At 62.9% G+C, this 18,626-nt stretch carries 17 protein-coding genes; 3 read left to right on the top strand and 14 right to left on the bottom strand.

Annotated elements, in window-relative coordinates; translation table 11 throughout:
• Window positions 1–48: 48 nt before the first annotated feature.
• Together BT173_RS17320 and bioB are read right to left on the bottom strand one after the other, a co-directional pair.
• Window positions 49–3,585, bottom strand: coding sequence for an alpha-1,6-glucosidase domain-containing protein (locus BT173_RS17320; protein ID WP_084658822.1), 3,537 nt, complete (start codon window positions 3,583–3,585; stop codon window positions 49–51).
• Between the two features lie 313 nt (window positions 3,586–3,898).
• Complete coding sequence (bioB, locus tag BT173_RS17315) at window positions 3,899–4,894, bottom strand: biotin synthase BioB (protein WP_072429929.1); 996 nt, start codon at window positions 4,892–4,894, stop codon at window positions 3,899–3,901.
• Window positions 4,895–4,952: 58 nt separating this feature from the next.
• Here bioB and BT173_RS17310 point away from each other — a divergent pair, with 58 nt between their 5' ends.
• From BT173_RS17310 to trmL, 3 genes are read left to right on the top strand one after another with little or no spacing between them, the layout of a single operon-like run.
• A complete protein-coding gene (locus BT173_RS17310) occupies window positions 4,953–5,675 on the top strand; it encodes a ComFC family protein (RefSeq protein ID WP_217651503.1) in 723 nt (240 codons plus the stop codon).
• Between the two features lie 9 nt (window positions 5,676–5,684).
• Window positions 5,685–6,197 (top strand): cupin domain-containing protein, encoded by a 513-nt coding sequence (locus tag BT173_RS17305; RefSeq protein WP_072429928.1) that lies wholly within the window; start codon window positions 5,685–5,687, stop codon window positions 6,195–6,197.
• A gap of 2 nt (window positions 6,198–6,199) precedes the next feature.
• Window positions 6,200–6,667: a tRNA (uridine(34)/cytosine(34)/5-carboxymethylaminomethyluridine(34)-2'-O)-methyltransferase TrmL gene (gene trmL / locus BT173_RS17300; protein ID WP_072429927.1), complete on the top strand. Its 468-nt coding sequence runs from the start codon at window positions 6,200–6,202 to the stop codon at window positions 6,665–6,667.
• A 6-nt stretch (window positions 6,668–6,673) separates the two neighbouring features.
• Here trmL and BT173_RS17295 read toward each other — a convergent pair whose 3' ends face one another.
• From BT173_RS17295 to argF, 12 genes are all read right to left on the bottom strand, one after another.
• A complete protein-coding gene (locus BT173_RS17295; RefSeq protein WP_072429926.1) occupies window positions 6,674–8,500 on the bottom strand; it encodes a GGDEF domain-containing protein in 1,827 nt (608 codons plus the stop codon).
• Between the two features lie 164 nt (window positions 8,501–8,664).
• Window positions 8,665–9,114 (bottom strand): 50S ribosomal protein L9, encoded by a 450-nt coding sequence (gene rplI, locus BT173_RS17290; protein WP_072429925.1) that lies wholly within the window; start codon window positions 9,112–9,114, stop codon window positions 8,665–8,667.
• A 15-nt stretch (window positions 9,115–9,129) separates the two neighbouring features.
• A complete protein-coding gene (gene rpsR / locus BT173_RS17285; protein ID WP_072429924.1) occupies window positions 9,130–9,357 on the bottom strand; it encodes a 30S ribosomal protein S18 in 228 nt (75 codons plus the stop codon).
• Between the two features lie 27 nt (window positions 9,358–9,384).
• Window positions 9,385–9,702 carry a primosomal replication protein N gene (gene priB / locus BT173_RS17280; RefSeq protein WP_072429923.1) on the bottom strand — a complete coding sequence of 106 codons (318 nt, stop codon included), beginning with the start codon at window positions 9,700–9,702 and terminating at the stop codon, window positions 9,385–9,387.
• A 14-nt stretch (window positions 9,703–9,716) separates the two neighbouring features.
• Entirely contained in the window at window positions 9,717–10,088 is a 372-nt protein-coding gene (rpsF, locus tag BT173_RS17275) for a 30S ribosomal protein S6 (protein ID WP_072429922.1), read from the bottom strand.
• Window positions 10,089–10,348: 260 nt separating this feature from the next.
• Entirely contained in the window at window positions 10,349–11,668 is a 1,320-nt protein-coding gene (locus tag BT173_RS17270) for an NAD(P)/FAD-dependent oxidoreductase (protein ID WP_072429921.1), read from the bottom strand.
• A 135-nt stretch (window positions 11,669–11,803) separates the two neighbouring features.
• On the bottom strand, window positions 11,804–12,571 hold the full coding sequence (locus tag BT173_RS17265; RefSeq protein WP_072429920.1) for an MBL fold metallo-hydrolase: 768 nt from the start codon (window positions 12,569–12,571) through the stop codon (window positions 11,804–11,806).
• Window positions 12,568–13,344 (bottom strand): TatD family hydrolase, encoded by a 777-nt coding sequence (locus tag BT173_RS17260; protein ID WP_072429919.1) that lies wholly within the window; start codon window positions 13,342–13,344, stop codon window positions 12,568–12,570. Before BT173_RS17260 ends, BT173_RS17265 begins: the two co-directional genes overlap by 4 nt.
• Before the next feature lie 62 nt (window positions 13,345–13,406).
• The gene (locus BT173_RS17255; protein ID WP_072429918.1) at window positions 13,407–15,779 is read right to left on the bottom strand and encodes a penicillin acylase family protein; all 2,373 of its coding nucleotides are present in this window, start codon (window positions 15,777–15,779) and stop codon (window positions 13,407–13,409) included.
• 175 nt (window positions 15,780–15,954) lie between these two features.
• Window positions 15,955–17,172, bottom strand: a complete 1,218-nt coding sequence (locus BT173_RS17250) for an argininosuccinate synthase (RefSeq protein ID WP_072429917.1) — start codon at window positions 17,170–17,172, stop codon at window positions 15,955–15,957.
• 19 nt (window positions 17,173–17,191) lie between these two features.
• Complete coding sequence (locus BT173_RS17245) at window positions 17,192–17,563, bottom strand: 5-carboxymethyl-2-hydroxymuconate Delta-isomerase (RefSeq protein ID WP_072429916.1); 372 nt, start codon at window positions 17,561–17,563, stop codon at window positions 17,192–17,194.
• A gap of 3 nt (window positions 17,564–17,566) precedes the next feature.
• Window positions 17,567–18,487 carry an ornithine carbamoyltransferase gene (gene argF / locus BT173_RS17240; RefSeq protein WP_072429915.1) on the bottom strand — a complete coding sequence of 307 codons (921 nt, stop codon included), beginning with the start codon at window positions 18,485–18,487 and terminating at the stop codon, window positions 17,567–17,569.
• Window positions 18,488–18,626: the final 139 nt, after the last annotated feature.

Raw genomic sequence — 18,626 nt, 5'->3', positions numbered from 1 at the left:
GCGCGCCGCGCATCGGCGCTAGGAGCGATGCCTTGCACCTCGGCCACCTTATTGCACCACGCACACCACGGCCGAACGGGCCGGGATAGTGAAGGTGCCGGTGTTGGTACAGGCGCTGGCTGCTGCTGCCTTCACGCGTGTATCCACACCGTTGGCCTGGGCACTGTGCAGCACATAGGCCTTGCCGCTCTCGGCCGGAATACTCATGGCCTGGGCGCTGGTACCCACGTTCACGAAGTACATCAACGCCTGGTAATTGGCGCCGGCATAGCCCGCCCCATCCAGGTGGCCGACGATGACGGTTGGTACCTGGGTCGAACCGGTGTTGTAGAACTTCAGACGGGCTTTGATATCGGCCGCTTCACGCAGACGGAACAGCGTGCTGCTGGCGCGAATCGCCATCAGCTCGCGGAAGACATCGCGTGCATAGGCAATTTCTGTCGCACCCGGCTTGATATTGGCATTGTTCAGCAAGGGCTTGATCACGCTGTAGTTATCACCGTTATCGTCCTTGCCCGGTGCGCCGGTGCCAAAGTAGTTATCGGTGTAGCTCCAGTCGATGCGGTTGAACCAATCGCCCGAGTTGTAGCTGTTACGGTCGAGCGACTTGGAACGCAGCGTGTCGATACCAGCATGGAAGTAAGCCACACCCTGGCTGAAGCTATTCAGCGCAGCGGCCAGCATCTGCACGCGGGCACGGTCTTCCTTGCTGGTGCCCAGCGGCAGCTTGTAGGCATTGATATCGAACAACGTCTGGTTGTCGTGGTTCTCCACATAGTTGACCACTTCCTTCGGGTCGACCACATAGCCAGCCGGCTGGCCGTTGTAGTCGATATTCTGCAGCTGGCGGGTCTCATCCCAATGGGTCTGCAGGCTGTAATCGCGGATCGAGCCGGCCAGGCCCACCTTGATCACATCGGCCGCCCACATCAGATCGGTCGCCGCACGGCCGCCACCTTCGGCGTTCGCGTCATAGAACAGGCCATTGATATAGCCCTGGTTGCGCACCAGATTCACGCCGCCGTCAAAGGGACCGCCACCGCGAATGAAGTCACGCGCGCGATCGCTGAAGGTACCGATGCCGGAACCATTGAGCGAAAGCTGCGAGGCTTGCACGAAGCGCGCGCCATCGGCCACTTCACCGAAGTTCCAGCCTTCGCCGACCAGAAAGATATCCTTGCCGGTAGCCGCGTCGACCTTGGTCTTCAGCTCTTCCATCACGGCGCGCGGTTGGTGCGCCATCAGGTCGAAACGGAAGGAGTCGATCTTGTACTGGGTGGCCCAGGTCAGCACCGAGTCGATCATCAGCTTGGCCATCATGCGATTTTCGGTCGCGGTGTTGTCGCAGCAGGTCGACTTCTCCACGCCTCCAGTCGCATTCAGGCGGTGGTAATAACCGGGCACGATGCGGTCGAGCACCGACTTCTCGTTCTGACCCGAGGACGATGTGTGGTTGTACACCACGTCCATGCCCACACGCAGACCAGCCTTGTGCAGCGCCTGCACCATTTCACGGAATTCGATGATGCGCTTAGCGCCATCGTTCGCGTCGGTGGCAAAGCTGCCTTCCGGTGCCGTGTAGTGGTAAGGGTCATAGCCCCAGTTGAAGCAGTCGCTGTCCTTCACCGCGGCAATAGCGGCCTGCTGCTGCTCCGAATCGGCCGCCGCATTCGGGATGGCCGGGTTGACGCAACCGGTCTCCGGCACGGTGGCGATATCGAATACTGGCAGCAGATGCACATCGGTCAGACCGGCTGCAGCCAGCGCCTTCAGATGCTTCATGCCGTTTGAGTTGTCGGCCGTGAAAGCGCGATACTTGCCGCGTAGCGCCTCGGGCACCGTGCTGTCGTTGATCGAGAAGTCGCGCACATGCAACTCGTAGATCGACATATCAACCTGCTCGGTCAACAGCGGGGCAGGCGTGCTGTCCCAATCGGCCGGCTTGAGGTTGGCGGCGGACAGATCAGCGATATAAGTACGCTTGGAATCGGCCGACAGGCTGAGCGAATACGGATCGGTCACGCGGTTGCGCACCACGCCCGTACCACGCACGAACACATCGACCAGATAAGTCACGTACTTGCCGGACAGATCGGCCGCCTTGCTCAGGCTCCACACACCGGTCGCGGCATCGCGGCTCAGACTTTCCACCGAGCTTGCCTTGCCACTTGCGCTGTCATACACGCAGGCCATCACCTTTTGCGCGGTTGGCGCCCACAGCTTGAAGGCGGTATTGCCGCCAGCCACGGTCACACCCAGATCATTCAGCGCAGCGGCACCGGCAAACTGGTCATCCAGCGCACCGGCCAGCTGGGCGCTGGTGGCGTTCTGCACCTTGCCATCGGCCGTTTCCTGCACCAGCAGCAACTGATGGGTGTGCAGATCGGCGAGCTTGTCGAGATCCGCCGCCTTCACCTGCACCACTACGCCCGGTGCCACGAACTTGAAGCGGGTCGCGACATCGTTCGGCACCGCGGCGGCCAGCTCCAGCGTCAGCGCACCATCGGCACCACTGACTGCCGCATCCTTGGCTACGGCCAATTGGCCATGCTTCGAGTGGTAAAGCTTGAACACACCCGAGGCATCGACCTTCGGCCACTTCAGCAGCTGCTTGCTCAGCCAGTAAGCCTGGGCATCGGTGCTGGACACGCTGCGCGTATCGGGCGCGGCGGTGTAGACCTTGGCATCCTGCTGAACCAGATAGATATCAGCGGTCTGATTGCTGACCTGCAGGCCGGCAAAGTTGACGGTGATATTGCTGCTCCAGCCATCCTTATCGTCATTGCTCGGCTTACCTGCGCCGCCCATGCCGTGGATGATGAATTCCACCTTGGTACGGCTGGCGTCATCCTTGGGGTTGAGCACTGGCAGCTCGAACACGACCTCGCTGGCGCCCGCGCTATAGCCGGGCATGCTGCTGAAGGCCGCTGGCGTATTCCAGGTCGGCAGGGTCAGCCCGGTCACATTCACGCCCGCGCCATCCCAGAAATGCAGCCCCCAATCGGCGTACTGGCCGTCGTAGCGCTTGTAATGCACGCGCAGCTTGGTCAGGTCGATCGGACCGCTCGCATCAGGATTGCTGGTGTAGGTGGTGTTATCGCCCTCGATACGCCAGATCTCATTGGCGCCCGCGGCCAGGGTATAGCTTTGGTCGGCGCCCGCATGGTCCTTGGTATCGCCGTTATGGAACAGATAACCGACGCTGCCGCTGCTGGCAGCCAGTTCCGGCTTGTAGACGGCGCCGAAGCTATCGGTGCTGCTGACGTTGTAACCGGCGTTCCAGCCCGGGTCCTTGCCAGCCCCCCAGGTATGCAGCTGCCAGCCGGTGTAATTACCGTCCAGGCGCTTGTAATGCACGGTCAGGGAAGTGCCGGTAGGCGGGGTGCCACCACCACCGCCGGCAGCAGGCACGCTAAATAGGACACTCTGGAAACTGGTGGCATCGCAGGCTGCGATATCACCTTGGACGGGCGGTTCGGGCTCATCGCCTCCACCACCACAGGCACTAAGCAGAAAGCTGCCGGCCAAGGCCACGCCAAACAGGCGCAACCTTGCCCAGCTGCTTGAAAAGCGGCTGGCATTCATCGGTCTTCACTCCGTATTACGCCCCATTAGGGCAGGTTTTTTGTGCGTTACAACAAAACACCGCGTAGTCGCCGTATTGAAACTACGTGATTTTCCATTGAACTTACCCATTTGTGACGGAGTGAATTCGCGCGGTCAAGCCCCAATTGACCCCATATTCCAAGCGTGCCCGCAGCCCTTGTATTGACAAGGCCTTAGACAAGAGCAGGTACTCTAATTACGAGCAAAAACACAAACGCCGCGCAGAAACCGCGCGGCGTTTTATGTAACAAGAAAAGAGCAATTACTCCATTCCGTGTTGCGGGGGCTTGGTTTACAGCGGCTGAATATCCAGTTTGGCGAACAGCGCACGGTCGCCATCGCACTCTGGGTTGCCGGTGGTCAGCAGCTTGTCGCCATAGAAGATCGAGTTGGCGCCTGCCAGGAAGCACAAGGCCTGCACGGCCTCCGGCATCTGTTGGCGGCCGGCGGACAGACGCACAAAGCTTTGCGGCAACACGATGCGCGCCACCGCGATGGTACGCACAAACTCGCTCCAGTCTATGCCGTCCACATCGGCCAGCGGCGTGCCGGCTACCTTGACCAGATTATTGATTGGCACCGATTCGGGCTGCGGATCGAGATTGGCCAACTGGGCCAGCAGACCGGCACGTTCCTCGCGGCTTTCCCCCATGCCGACAATGCCGCCGCAGCACACATGCATGCCCGATTCGCGCACCTGGCGCAGGGTATCGAGGCGGTCATCGTAAGCGCGCGTGCCGACGATATCGTCGTACTTCTCCGGCGCGGTATCGAGGTTATGGTTGTAGTAATCGAGACCGGCGTCCTTGAGCTGGCCTGCCATGCCCTCCTTGAGCATGCCTAGGGTTGCGCAGGTTTCCATGCCCAGCGCCTTCACGCCGGCAATCATTTGCTTGACCTCGTCTAGATCGCGCTGCTTGGGACCACGCCAGGCGGCGCCCATGCAAAAGCGTGATGCACCGGCCGCCTTCGCGGCCTGGGCGGCAGCCAGCACCTCATCCAGCGGCATCAGCTCCTGGCTGCTCACACCGGTGTCGTAGCGCACCGATTGTGGGCAATAGCCGCAGTCTTCCGGGCAACCGCCAGTCTTGATCGACAGCAGGGTGGACAGCTGCACTCGGTTCGCATCGAAATGCGTACGGTGCACGCCCTGGGCGCGGAACAGCAGATCATTGAAGGGCAAGGCAAACAGCTCTGCCACCGCCTCGGGCGTCCAGCGCGCGGTTTCGGCATGCGGCTTAACGGGGCGATGAAAGGCCAGCGTTTGGGAAGCAATCGCTTGATTCATAAGGGTCTTGGGCACGATTTGTTAGAATTGGGGCGAATTCTTGGCTGGTCAGACCACATTGTCAAATTTACGGCGAAGTTTTTTCGACAAGCTTGCCCTGGCCGGGCGGCAGCTCTATGCCCATGCGCTGCCGCAAAGCTGCGTACTATGCGCGGCCGACAGCGGCCCGCACGCACTCTGCCCGGCTTGTGAGCAGGACTTACCGCGCCTGCCGACCGCGCACTGCCCGGTCTGCGCCCTGCCCACGCCGCAAGGCGCGCCTTGTGGCGACTGCCTGCAGCAGCAGCCGGCTTTCGATCACACCGTGGCGGCCTGGTCCTATGCCTGGCCGCTGGATAGACTGATTCCGGCCTTCAAGTACTCGGGCCAGCTGCTGCTGGCCAGGCCGCTGGCCGACGGCCTGCACGCGGCGCTACGCGATGCAGCGCGCCCCGACCTGATCCTGCCCATGCCGCTACACCCGCAACGCCTGCGCGAGCGCGGCTTCAATCAGTCGCAGCTGCTGGCCAAGGCGGTCGCCAAGGCGCTGGACTGCCCATGGCACCAGGATGTACTGGAGAGAATCAAGCTCACACCACCGCAGGCCAGCCTGCCGCGTGAAGCACGGCGCACGGCGATCAAGCAGGCCTTCCGCTGCCGGCAAGCGCTGAGCGGCCTGCATATCGCCGTGGTCGACGATGTGATGACCACTGGCGCCAGCCTCAACGAAGTTGCCGCCACCCTGAAAAAGGCCGGTGCACAGCGGGTCGACTGCTGGGTATTGGCCCGCACCCTGAGCTGAGTGTCCGCCATGTCACGCCCCGCGTGCATCACCCATTACCAAGATATCCAGCAAGCCGACGACAGCAGCTATCCAGGCAGCGCGGAACGGCATAGCATCGGCGCCCCTTTTGGTCGTCACTTCGGCCTGCTCAGGCTGGGCATCCATCATGAATATCTGCCGCCGGGGCGGCGTACCTCCTGGCCGCATGCGGAAAAGACCGAGGAGGAGTTCGTCTATGTGCTGGAGGGCGCGCCCGATATCTGGCTCGATGGCAGCCTGTACCGCCTACAGCCCGGCGATGGCGTCGGCTTCAAGCCTGGCGACGGCCTCGCCCACACATTCATCAATAATACCTCAGCCCCGGTGCGCCTCCTGGTGGTCGGCGACACAAAACGGGCCGACAACCAGGTGCACTACCCGCTGCATGCGCAGCACAATGCCGCCATCGGCGCGCTGCACTGGGCTGATGTACCCGAGCGCCCACTGGGTGGGCATGACGGCCTGCCCGATGCGCTGCGCACCACTTGCTTAAAGGATTAATCTTGTTCGCTGTTGTGCTGTTCCAACCGGAAATTCCCCCCAATACCGGCAATATCATCCGCCTGTGCGCGAATACTGGCTGCGAGCTGCATCTGGTCAAGCCGCTGGGTTTTCCGCTCGACGACGCTAAGCTGCGCCGCGCCGGGCTCGACTATCACGAGTACGCCAGCATGCAGGTGCATGAGGACTGGCAGGCCTGCCAGACCGCGCTGGCTGGGCGGCGCATCTTCGCGATGACCACGCGCGGCTCGCGCCGCTATGACCAGGTGCAGTATGCGGCTGGAGATGTCTTCCTGTTTGGGCGCGAATCCGCCGGCCTGCCGGCCGAGCTGCGCGATGGTTTCGCCGCCGAGCAACGCATCAAGCTGCCGATGCGACCCGATAACCGCAGCCTCAATCTGTCCAATGCGGTGGCGGTCACGGTGTTCGAGGCCTGGCGCCAGCACGATTTCGTCGGCGCCCAGTCCTAGCTCGTCTCAGGCCGCGCCTGATGCACTGATCACCTGGTTCTTACCCGATTTCTTGGCCTGGTACATGGCTTGGTCGGCGCGCTCAACCGCTCGCTCGGCGTCCTCGCCCGGCTCATAGCGCGCCACCCCGGCCGAGAAGGTGATCAGCACCCGCTCATTGTTGTGCAGGAAAAAGCGTCGGGTCAGCTCACGCTGCACACGCTGCATCACGCTGGCCGCTTCGGTCAGCAAGAGTTCGGGCAGCAACACCACAAACTCCTCGCCACCATAGCGCGCCACGATATCGGTCGGGCGCAGCACTTCCTTAACCACCTTGACCAGGTGGATCAGCGCATCATCACCGGCCTGGTGGCCACGCTGGTCATTCAGTTTCTTGAAGTTGTCGATATCCAGCATGGCTAGGCACAGCGGCTTGCCACTGCGCTCGGCCCGCGCGATCTCGGCCATGAAGGCCTCATCGAAACCGCGCCGATTCAGTGCGCCGGTCAGCTGGTCCTCGCGGATCTTCTCGCTGATCTCGCGCAGCTGGTTTTCCAGTTCCTTGATGCGCTGGTCAGCCGCCTGCGCCTCGCTGCGCGCCGCCACCAGCTCTTCGTGCGAGCGGGCCATATCGAGCTGCATGCTGCGGGTATCCTGCATCAGCTCGTCCAAGAGCTGGTTCAGGCCGGGTATGCCGCGCACCGCTTCGATACGGCCCGCATAGGCTTCGATCTTGCTGTGGTAGCCGCCAGTGCTCTCGGCCATGCCCCCCAGGCGATCGATAAATAGCGAGATCATATTGCGCAGCGTTTCCTGGGCCTCGTCCAGGTTGTGCTTGAGCATGCTCTGCTTGTAGAACACCTCCTTGAAGCCGGTCTCGATCTGATAGAGCCGGTTCATGCTCAGCGGCTTGGCGAGCAGATCATTGACCACCGCCACCTGGCCACGTACCCAGTCATCGGCACCCGACATCTCAAGCAGATTGTCGCTAAGCAGGCGCAGCAGATTGACCAGGGCGGCGGTCACCCGCTCATCGTGCTCGGTCTGCACCGCCAGCTGAGTCCAGAACTTACGCAGGCGCTGGGCCAGAAATTCCAGCCCCTGCTCGCTGCTGACTGCTTCGGCCGCCAAGGCCAGGCTGCTCGCTTCCTCCTGCAGGCCTGGGTAGCCAATCAGCCGCTCGGCCAGGCCCTGGCGCAAGGCCGCACTCAATAGCTCACGCCAGCGCTGCCAGTCACCCGCAGCCGGACCGCTCGTCGCGGTCGCTGCCGACGCCTGCATCGACACGGCGACTTCGCTGGAGGCAGCGACCACTGCACCCTCTTCCTCAAGCGGCGTAATCTCACCGCCGCCGCCCGCGCCATCAGCCCAGCTGCGCACCAGCGCATCGAGTTTTTCGTTGAGCAGATTCGGATAGTTGCCGAAATTGAGCAACACCTTGGCCAGTGATTCGCGCTTGCGGGTGGCGGTGAAATGCGGGCTGCGCAGATCCCATTGATTGATCAGCTCACGGATCAGCTCGGCCCAGGCGCGGGTCAGGCTGGCCTGACCACCTTGGGCCTCGATGGCCTGCAGCAGCACGGGCGGGATGACCGACCAGTCGCGCGCGACGCCAGCTTTTTCAATCTGCACAATCTGGCGCTTAAGCTCGGGCGTCTGCTTGGGCAGGGCATGCAAAGCCGCCAGCAGCTCGGCCAGCAGCGCTTGCCCCGCCCCGCCCTGGCGCGGCTTACCCTCGGCGATCTCGAAGTAGATTTCCTCGTAACGCTCGGGCGTCGGTGCAATACGGCGTGCCGCCAGCAGCTTGAGCGTCTCACGGGCCAGATCGGTGGGGTTGGTCAACTTGGAGCTCATGCCGGCAGCAGATCAATAGGGAAGCAGAAAGGTGGGCCGATTATAGGATTCAGGGCCCTGGCATGCCGTGAAATCCACGCATGCCGGCCATCCGGGGCCACAAACAAAACGGGCGTTCGATTGCTCGAACGCCCGTTTCACACTGCGATGGCTGTTGTAGGGGCTTAAGCGCCGACAACCGTCACCTTCAGATTGGCAACCACATCGTGGTGCAGTGCGACAACCAGGTCGTACTCGCCGATGGCCTTGTACGGGCCTTCCGGCAGACGCACTTCCATCTTGGCCACGGTCACGCCGGAGGCGGCGGTGATCGCTTCAGCCAGATCCTGGTTGGTCACCGAACCGAACAGACGGCCGTCAACGCCAGCCTTCTGTGCCACGGTCACAGCAAAGCCTTCCAGCTTTTCAGCGCGAGCCTGGGCTTGTGCCAGGATTTCGGCTTGCTGGGCTTCCAGCTCGGCGCGGCGAGCTTCGAAGGCCTTCAGGTTAGCTTCCGAAGCACGCTTGGCCTTGCCTTGCGGGATCAGGAAGTTACGGGCGTAACCAGGCTTCACATTGACGATATCGCCCAGGCCGCCCAGGTTGGCTACTTTTTCCAACAGAATGATTTGCATAGTCTTTACTCCGGCTTAGTGCTTGTCGGTGTAAGGCATCAGCGCCAGGAAACGTGCGCGCTTGATGGCGTCCGACAGCTGACGCTGGAAACGGGCCTTGGTGCCGGTGATACGAGCCGGGATGATCTTGCCGTTTTCGTTGATGAAATCCTTGAGCAGATTTACATCTTTGTAATCGACGTGCTTGATGCCTTCGGCGCTGAAGCGGCAGAACTTCCGACGCTTGAACAGATGACGGGACATGATGACCTCTATGAATTCAAATAAACGTTAAGTGCTTGGCAGCTGAACGCGTTTCCAGTCGCTGATGTGCAGCACCAGACTGTGCTTGTAACGTTGATTGCGGGCGGCGAGAAAACCTTTGACGACGATTTCCACATCCGTACCCAGCACCGCGAGCGTTTTGGCCTTGTCGCCTAGGCAGACACAGGCGATTTCGCACTGTACCTGCCGGCTGACACCGGCTTCTGGTTGGCTTGAATCGTGGACTAGCCGAAATTCAAGCGCCGGAATGCCGGCTGGGGTGTAACGCAGCGGCTCGACATCCAGCAGTCGGCCGGTAACAACAACCTGATTACGCGCGTTCAAGCCACTGGCCTAAATCAGGCAGCAGCCGCTTCCTTGGCCTCTGCGGCCGGGGTCAGCGACTTGGACTTTTCTTCCTTCATCATCGGCGATGCCTCAGTAACGGCAGCATCGGTACGGATGGTGAGGTGGCGCAGCACAGCGTCGTTGAACTTGAAGGCATGCTCGAGCTCATCCAGAGTAGCCTGGCTGATCTCGATGTTCATGAGCACGTAGTGAGCCTTGTGCATCTTCTGGATCGGGTAAGCCATTTGACGGCGGCCCCAGTCTTCCAGACGATGGATCTTGCCGCCATCGTTGGTAATCATCGTCTTGTAGCGCTCGATCATGGCGGGCACTTGCTCGCTTTGATCGGGATGCACGATGAACACGATTTCGTAGTGTCGCATGTGATCTCCTTGCGGATTTAAAGCCTCCCGCCATGCGGTAGCGGTGAGGCAAGGGTGGAAAGCCGGACATTCTAGCCTTGAAGCTGGCGGGCAGGCAAGAAAATCAGGCATTTAGGGCGTGAGGCGTGAGGCGTGAGGCGGATTCAGTGTGATGGTCCTCCCCAGAACCACGCAAGCCCCACATGCGGCGCAGCCGCACCCAAGCATCACCCCCTCACGCCTTACACCTCACGCCTTACACCTCATCCCTCACACAAGCATCAGTGCAGCTTGATCTTCGGCCTATGCACGCGGTCCAGCCATTCGGACAAGGTGATCAGCACGGTACGGAAGAAGCCTGACAGTGCCATCTGATGCTGCTTGTGCAAGCTCCAGTACATGAGCTTGGCGATCTGCCCTTCCACGAACAGGCTGCCCTTCGAGAGGCTGCCCATCAGCGAACCGACCGAGGAATAGCTGGCTAGCGACACCAGCGAGCCATAGTCCTGGAAGCGGAAGGATTTGAGCGGTTTGCCGAGCAGCGCGCGCTGGATATTGGCTGCCAGCAGCGCGGCCTGCTGGTGCGCCGCCTGGGCGCGCGCCGGCACCCAGCCGCCCTGGCCATTCGGGCAGGCCGCGCAGTCGCCAAAGGCAAATACGCGCTCATCGCGCGTGCTGCGCAGCGTGCCATCCACCACGATCTGGTTGAGCCGGTTGGTCTCCAGACCGCCCAGCTCACGCAGCCCGTCTGCCGCCTTGATGCCGGCCGCCCAGACGGTGAGCGTGCTCGGGATGAACTTGCCGCTGGCCATGCGTACGCCTTCGGCATTCACCTCCACCACCCGCTCATTGCTGTGTATCTCCACCGCCAGCTTGCGCAGCTCATGCGCCGCCGCCACCGACAGGCGCTCGGGCAGGGCCGCCAGGATGCGCGGGCTAGCTTCCACCAGCACGATCTTCAGCTCGGTATCCGGGTTGATATGCTCAAGACCGAAACTGGTCAGCACATGGGCGGCGGCATGCAGCTCGGCGGCCAGCTCCACCCCAGTGGCGCCCGCGCCGATGATGGCCACGCTCATACGCCCCTTGCCCGCCTCCATCGGCAGGCTTTGCGCGCGCAGGCAGGCATCGATCAGTCTTTCGTGGAAATGGCGTGCCGCGGCAGGGCTGTCGAGGCAGATCGCATGGTCCTGCACGCCGGGCGTGCCGAAATCATTGGTCTGGCTGCCGACCGAGAGCACCAGATAGTCATAGGTCAGCCGCTGCGCGGGCAGGATTTCGCGCCCTTCGCTATCGATCAGCGGCGCAATCAAGACTTCGCGTGCCGCGCGATCCAGCCCCACCAATTTGCCCTGACGGAAACGGAAATGGTGCCAGCGTGCCTGGGCTAGGTATTCAATCTCTTCGGCGTGGCTGTCGTAGCTACCGGCCGCCAATTGGTGCAGCAGCGGCTTCCAGATATGGGTGCGTTGCGCATCCACCAGCACCACCTCGGCGCGGCCGGGCTTGCCCAGCTTGTCGCCCAAACGGGTGGCCAACTCCAGCCCCCCGGCTCCGCCACCGACAATCACGATACGTGGACATCGCGCTGCGTCCGCCATACACCACCACCCTTTTGCCTAGTCTGTTTACCGCTGCGGCCCGGCCCAGGCACACCGAGCCGCAGCGGTAAACAGCCTGCCGAGCGTCATTCTAGCCAGCCCGGCCCACGCGTCTAAGCACCAAAGGCGCGCAGCTTATGCCGAGATCAGGCGCATGCCGTCGTAGGCGACTTCCATCCCATGCGGCAGGCGCGCATTGAGCGCGTGGTATTCGAGCTCATGGGTCATATGAATAAACACGGTGTGGCGCGCGCCGATGCGCTGCGCGGCGGCAATGCTCTGCTCGACGCCGAAATGGGTGTGGTGCGGCTGATTGCGCAGACAGTCGAGCAGCAGCAGGTCGAGGCCCTGCAGCAGATCAAAGCTCGCTTCCGGAATCTCCGACACATCGGTGATATAGGCGACGCGGCCGATGCGGTAGCCATAGATGGTCCAGCGCCCATGCAGGACCGGAATCGGCACGATCTCCACCCCACGGTGGCAGAACGGCCCCACCACCGGCGTGGGCTGCAACACCGGCTTGTCCCACCACGGCCCGGGCGGCAGCGTCGTGTAGTGAAAGCGGTTCTGCACGTCCTGCATCATGAAGTCATTGCCGAAGATGGGCAGCGGCGCCTTGTTCACATAGCAGAAGGCGCGCAGATCATCGATGCCATTCAGGTGGTCGGCATGCGGATGGGTGTAGAGCACGGCATCGACCTGGGTCAGGCCCTCGCGCAGCGCCTGGGTGCGCAGATCGGGGCCGCTGTCGATCAGGAAGTTCAGACCATTGGCGCGCAGCACCGAGGACGCGCGCGTGCGGCGGTTGCGCGGGTCAGGCGAGGTGCAGGTCGGGCACGGGCAGCCGATGGCCGGCGTGCCGGCGCTGGAGCCGCAACCGAGAATCAGCACCTCCACGCTCATGCCAGCACGCCCTCCAGCTTGAACAGGCGCTTGAAATTGGCGGTGGTGGCGGCCGCCACCTCGGCCACGCTGATGCCGCGCAGGTCGGCGATATGTTCAGCCACATGCTTCACATAGGCGGGCTGGTTCTGCTTGCCGCGAAACGGCATGGGGGCGAGATAGGGCGAGTCGGTTTCGATCAGCATGCGCTCGAGCGGAATCGTGCGCGCCACTTCCTTCAGCTCCTCGGCCTTCTTGAAGGTGACGATGCCTGAGAACGAGATATAGAAATTCTGCGCGATGGCCGCTTCGGCGACTGCCTGCGATTCGGTAAAGCAATGCATGACGCCGCTCGCCTCGCTGGCCTTTTCCTCGGCCATGATGCGCAGCGTGTCCTCGGCGGCGCTGCGCGTGTGGATGATCAGCGGCTTGCCGGCTTCGCGCGCGGCACGGATATGCACGCGGAAACGCTCGCGCTGCCATTCGAGGTCACCCTGCAGCCGGTAGTAGTCGAGCCCGGTTTCGCCAATCGCGATCACCTTTGGGTGCTGGGCCAATGCCACCAGCTGGGCCACGCTCGGTTCGACCTCATCCTCATAATCGGGATGCACGCCCACCGAGGCATAGACATGCGCATAGCGCTCAGCCATCGCCACCACGCGCGGCCACTCGGGCAGGTTGACCGACACGCACAGCGCATGACTGACCTGGTTGGCGGCCATATTGGCCATCAGCTCGTCGGCACGCTCGGCCAGTTCGGGGAAGTCGATGTGACAGTGGGAATCGATAAACATGGTGTCCAGCCGGAATAAGAACGGGCGCCAGCGCGCCCGTGGATTCTAACGCGATCATGCGCCTAGTTCGGCAGCAATGTCAGTGTGTGCAGGCTGGGGCCGGGCAGGAAGGGCGTGGGCTCGCCGCGCACCCAGGCGGCGTGGCCAGCGAGGAAGTAAGGGCTGAGCGGATGGCCGCTCTGCCCGCCCGGCATGCTCAGAATGCCCTGCGCCTCGCGTCCGGGCGACACCACCATGCGCTGCGACTGACCAAAGCTCGGCCCGCTGACGCGCGGCATATGCTCGTCACCGGGCATGGCATCAGCCGGCGCCGACAGCCAGCGCGCCAGGGGCGGCAACAGCTTGGCAAACGGGTGGGCGATGCGCGCGGTATTACGCTCGCCCCAGGTAGCAGCCGCCAGCGGCCGGCCGTCCTGGCCCAACTCGGCAATCACGCTATCGATGGCAGCCAGCTCCAGCGCCCGCCAGTCGCGCCCGCGCAACCAGCCCGGTGGGCGTGCATCGAGCAGCTGCGCCAGCACCAGCGGCCAGCGCGGGTTGGCCAGATCATAGTCAGCCCCAGCCTCCAGCTGGTTCAGCTGCGCATCCAGCCCGCCGAAGACCTGCGCATACAGCGCATACAGATAGCCGCGCGCCAAACGGTAGCCGACCGAATCCAGGCTGGCTTCGCCCTGCCAGCTGTCACTTAGCAGGCGGCGGAACTCGGCCCGCAGGGGCCGACCTTGCACGGCCGCCTCATCTAGGGTGCGCAAGGCACGCTCGCGCCAGCCCTGCATGAACAGCGCACGGCTATCGAGGCCGATGGCATGCACGGCACGCTCGTCCGCACCCGTCAACCCACGCAGCGCATCGCGTATCTGCCGCGCCCGCGCCCCCGGGTCGGCGCCGCCATCGCCGAGCTTGCGATACTCGGTGCCCGCCAGCTGGCGGCTATTGGCGGTGGATAGCTGACCATCGGCCGGCAGGTTCCAGCGTGGATAATCGTCTGGCGCGCGCAGCCCCTGCCAGACGGGCAGGCTGCCGGCGCGGTAGGGGAAGCTGCTGGCCAGGCTCGCATCACGCGCAGGCAAGGGGCCGGCTATCGTCCAGCCGATCTGGCCGCTGGCATCGGCCGCCAGCATATTCTGGGCCGGGATGCCGGCCCGGTTGGCCACGGCCTGAGCGGCGGCCAGATCGCCGGCCTGCTCGAGTCGGGCCAGTTCCAGATTTACTGCACCTGCATCGTGCGCCACCCAGCGCAGCGCATACCAGCGCTCGCCGATCTGGCGGATCGGGCCGAGACTGCTCTCCCGCACCAGCAAGGACTGCGCGGCCTCGCCCTTCACGCTCAGCGTTTCGCGGTACTCGCGCACCAGCTCCCAGCCGGCCGCGCTACGGAAGCGGCGTGGATTGGCCGGATCAGCCTCCAGCTCGATCAGGTCGAGATAGTCGCCATAGCTATTGGTGAAGCCCCAGGCCACCCGGCCATTGCTGCCCACCACCACCAAGGGCGCACCCGGCAGGGTCACGCCGGTGATGCGCGCCGTGCTGCCATCGGCCTGGGGGTAGACAAGGTCGGCGCGATACCAGATGTGCGGCAGGCGCAGCCCCAGGTGCATATCGTTGGCCAGGATCGCGCCACCATGCTGGCTGCGCGTGCCATCCAATGCCCAGTTATTGCTGCCTACCGAGCTACGCGCAGCATTGCCAGGGCGGATCGCCGCTGCGGGCTGGCCAAACCAGTCCGGCCCCCGCATGGGCAAGGGCACCGTGGCCGGTGGCAGCGCCTCGGCATCCAGCGGCACATCAAGGGCCGAGCCCTCGGGCAGCAGGAAGGTCAGTTGCTCGGGCGTGCTATGCGCCTGCAGCCAGCCACGCGCCAGCTCACGCTTGGGCAGATTGCCCTGCAGATCGAAATACATGGCCCACACCACCAGGAGGCTATCGGCCGGCTGCCAAGGCGCTGGCTGGCTAGCCAGCAGGCCATATTCAAACGGCCGGCTGCGCAGATCGTGCAGACCCTGGTTGACCCCGGCGCTATAGCGCTGCAACAGGCTGCGGTCGGCCTCGCTCAGGCGAGCCAGTGCCTGCTCGGCGCGCGCGCGGAAGCGGTGCAGGCGATGGGCACGGTCGGTATCGAGCGCGGCCGCCCCCACCAGACCAGCCAGCTCGCCGGCCGCCACGCGGCGCAGCAGATCCATCTGGAAGAAGCGCTCCTGCGCATGCAGATAGCCGGTGGCCTGGGCAATATCGAGCCGATTGGTGCCGCGCACGGTCGGCACACCAAGCGCATCGCGCGTCACGCTGACCGCCGCCTGCAAGCCGCCCAATACCTGCTGGCCATCGAGCTTGGCCAGGCTGCCACGCAGGAATAGCCACAGGGTCAGCGCCGCCAGCAAGCTCAGCCCGAGCACCATCCCCACCGTCCACTTCAGCCAGACCGCCACGCGCCGCATGCTCTCCCCCAGCCCGCCAGATGGCGGCTTTTCGAATGCCGGCCAATCTACCCTGCCCGCCCCCAATCTGAAAACGCCCAGTCCTTGGCTGCGCCCAAAAACAGACAGGCCCACGCCGTAGCGTGAGCCTGTTAGGGTTTACCGGCGGCAAGGTCAGCGCTTGCCCGCCAGGCTATCAACCGCGCTTGGCGGCGGCGATGCGCATGCGCAGGGCGTTCAGCTTGATGAAGCCCTCGGCATCCTTCTGGTTGTAGGCGCCGCCATCATCATCAAAGGTGGCAATGGTCTGGTCGAACAGCGAATCCTTCGAATCGCGGCTGACCACGCTGACGCTGCCCTTGTATAGCTTGACGCGTACCCAGCCGTTCACGCGTTCCTGGGTCTGGTCGATCAGCGCCTGAATGGCGCGGCGCTCAGGACTCCACCAGTAGCCGTTGTAAATGATCTCGGCATAGCGCGGCATCAGATTGTCCTTCAGATGCGCTACTTCGCGGTCGAGGGTAATCGATTCAATGCCGCGATGGGCCTTGAGCAGAATCGTGCCGCCCGGGGTTTCGTAGCAGCCGCGGCTCTTCATGCCCACATAGCGGTTCTCGACCAGATCCAGACGGCCGATACCGTTACGGCCGCCGAGTTCATTGAGCTTGGCCAGCACTTCATGCGGCTTCAGGCGCACGCCGTTCACCGCCACCACATCGCCGCGCTCGAATTCGAGGTCCACATACTCGGCCGCATCAGGGGCCGCCTCGGGCGAGACGGTCCAGCGCCACATGCTTTCCTCGGCCTCGGCCTTGGGGTCCTCCAGATGACGACCTTCGAAGCTGATATGCAGCAGATTGGCGTCCATCGAGTACGGTGCGCCACCCTGCTTATGCTTCATATCGATATCGATGCCGGCTGCTTCGGCATAGGCAAGCAGCTTTTCGCGCGAGAGCAGATCCCACTCACGCCACGGGGCAATCACCTTCACACCGGGCTTAAGCGCGTAGTAACCCAGTTCGAAACGCACCTGGTCATTGCCCTTGCCGGTGGCGCCGTGCGACACCGCATCGGCGCCGGTGGCGTTGGCGATCTCGATCTGGCGCTTGGCGATCAGCGGGCGGGCGATCGAGGTACCGAGCAGGTATTCGCCTTCGTAAACGGTATTGGCGCGGAACATCGGGAACACGAAGTCGCGCACGAACTCTTCGCGCAGGTCGTCGATATAGATGTTCTCCGGCTTGATGCCGAACTTGAGCGCCTTGGCGCGCGCCGGCTCCAGCTCTTCACCCTGGCCGATATCGGCGGTGAAGGTGACCACTTCGCACTGGTAGGTGTCTTGCAGCCACTTGAGGATGACGGAGGTATCGAGGCCGCCCGAATAGGCGAGGACGACTTTCTTGATGTCGGACATGGGAGCTTCCTGCTTCAGTTCAAAGTTGCGGCGAGACGGTCTTGGCGTAGGTCTCGCCATCGATATCGATGGTTTCAAAACACAGCTGGCACTGGCGCTCGGCCAGTGCGCGCGCAAAATGGGCGGCGACCACGGTCTGCATGGCCGCCACGGCTCGTCGTTTGAATTCAACCGTGCGGCGATTGATCAGATGCAGCTTCACATGCACGAAGGCATGGCTGGCCGCACCATCGCCCACATACCAGTCGCTGAGCTTGATGGCGCGGCTCTTGATGTCGTTCAGCTTCACATCACCCAGGCCGACCAGCGCGCCATGCAACTCGGCGAACAGCGCGCGGAAATCGGGAGCCTCGGGCAGGTTGTCGCTGTATTCGATGACGATATGCGGCATGGCTTAATTGTCCACGCGGCCCAGCAGCAGGAATTCGATCAGCGCCTTCTGCGTGTGCATACGGTTCTCGGCTTCGTCCCAGACGATGGACTGCGGGCCGTCCAGCACCTCGGGGTCGACTTCCTCGCCGCGATGGGCCGGCAGGCAGTGCATGAAGACCGCATCCTTATCGGCCAATTTCATCAGCTCGCTGCTGACCTTGTAATTCAGGAAGTCGACGCGTCGTTGCAGGCTTTCGCGCTCATAGCCCATGGACACGCACACATCGGTGGACACGAGGTCGGCGCCCTCGGCCGCTGCACGCGGATCATTGGTCTGCTCGAAATGCTCACTACCGTAGTGGATGCCATCGATCACCTGCATCTCATACCCCTTGGGGCAGGCGAGGCGCAGTTTGAAGTTGAAGATCTTGGCCGCCTGCAGCCAGGTGCGCGAGATATTGTTGCTGTCGCCGATCCAGGCCACGGTCTTGCCCTCGATCGAACCGCGGTGCTCGATATAGGTGAAGATGTCGGCCAGGGTCTGGCAGGGGTGGTATTCATTGGTCAGGCCATTGATGACCGGCGCGTTCGAGTAGGCGGCGAAGGTATCGACGATGCGCTGCTCATAGGTGCGCAGCATGACGATATCGCACATGCGGCCGATCACGCGTGCCACGTCCTCGATCGGCTCGCCGCGCCCAAGCTGGGTGTCCTTGCTAGCCAGGAACATGGCATGGCCGCCGAACTGATTCATGCCGGCTTCGAAGGACACGCGCGTGCGGGTCGAGCTCTTCTCGAAGATCATCGCCAGAGTCTTGCCCACCAGCGGCTGATACAGCTCGCCTCGGCGCAGACGATCTTTCAGTACTCGGCTGCGCGCGAACAGGTGCTCGTACTCGTCGCGGGTAAAGTCGGTGAACTGGAGAAAGTGCCTGACGCTCATGCTGGAACCTTAGGGGTTTGTTGCGAAACGGGAAAAGGTTTGAGCTTCCCCGATGCAGCAAGCGCTGGTCAAGCAGGATTTTCAGCTATGCGACACGAATTTATGGAATATGGACATGTCGGGCGCAGCCGACAATCCA

Source organism: Chitinimonas taiwanensis DSM 18899, from assembly GCF_900119825.1.
Taxonomy (GTDB): Bacteria; Pseudomonadota; Gammaproteobacteria; order Burkholderiales; family Chitinimonadaceae; genus Chitinimonas; species Chitinimonas taiwanensis.
Note: the sequence above shows the minus strand (reverse complement) of the source record. Positions and strands in the feature narration are given on the sequence as shown.

Coding starts and splice junctions, on each gene's coding strand:
- BT173_RS17320 (WP_084658822.1), bottom strand. CDS start 3,585: ATGAATGCCAGCCGCTTTTCAAGCAGCTGGGCAAGGTTGCGCCTGTTT.
- bioB (WP_072429929.1), bottom strand. CDS start 4,894: ATGAATCAAGCGATTGCTTCCCAAACGCTGGCCTTTCATCGCCCCGTT.
- BT173_RS17305 (WP_072429928.1), top strand. CDS start 5,685: ATGTCACGCCCCGCGTGCATCACCCATTACCAAGATATCCAGCAAGCC.
- BT173_RS17295 (WP_072429926.1), bottom strand. CDS start 8,500: ATGAGCTCCAAGTTGACCAACCCCACCGATCTGGCCCGTGAGACGCTC.
- rplI (WP_072429925.1), bottom strand. CDS start 9,114: ATGCAAATCATTCTGTTGGAAAAAGTAGCCAACCTGGGCGGCCTGGGC.
- rpsR (WP_072429924.1), bottom strand. CDS start 9,357: ATGTCCCGTCATCTGTTCAAGCGTCGGAAGTTCTGCCGCTTCAGCGCC.
- rpsF (WP_072429922.1), bottom strand. CDS start 10,088: ATGCGACACTACGAAATCGTGTTCATCGTGCATCCCGATCAAAGCGAG.
- BT173_RS17270 (WP_072429921.1), bottom strand. CDS start 11,668: ATGGCGGACGCAGCGCGATGTCCACGTATCGTGATTGTCGGTGGCGGA.
- BT173_RS17265 (WP_072429920.1), bottom strand. CDS start 12,571: ATGAGCGTGGAGGTGCTGATTCTCGGTTGCGGCTCCAGCGCCGGCACG.
- BT173_RS17260 (WP_072429919.1), bottom strand. CDS start 13,344: ATGTTTATCGATTCCCACTGTCACATCGACTTCCCCGAACTGGCCGAG.
- BT173_RS17255 (WP_072429918.1), bottom strand. CDS start 15,779: ATGCGGCGCGTGGCGGTCTGGCTGAAGTGGACGGTGGGGATGGTGCTC.
- BT173_RS17250 (WP_072429917.1), bottom strand. CDS start 17,172: ATGTCCGACATCAAGAAAGTCGTCCTCGCCTATTCGGGCGGCCTCGAT.
- BT173_RS17245 (WP_072429916.1), bottom strand. CDS start 17,563: ATGCCGCATATCGTCATCGAATACAGCGACAACCTGCCCGAGGCTCCC.
- argF (WP_072429915.1), bottom strand. CDS start 18,487: ATGAGCGTCAGGCACTTTCTCCAGTTCACCGACTTTACCCGCGACGAG.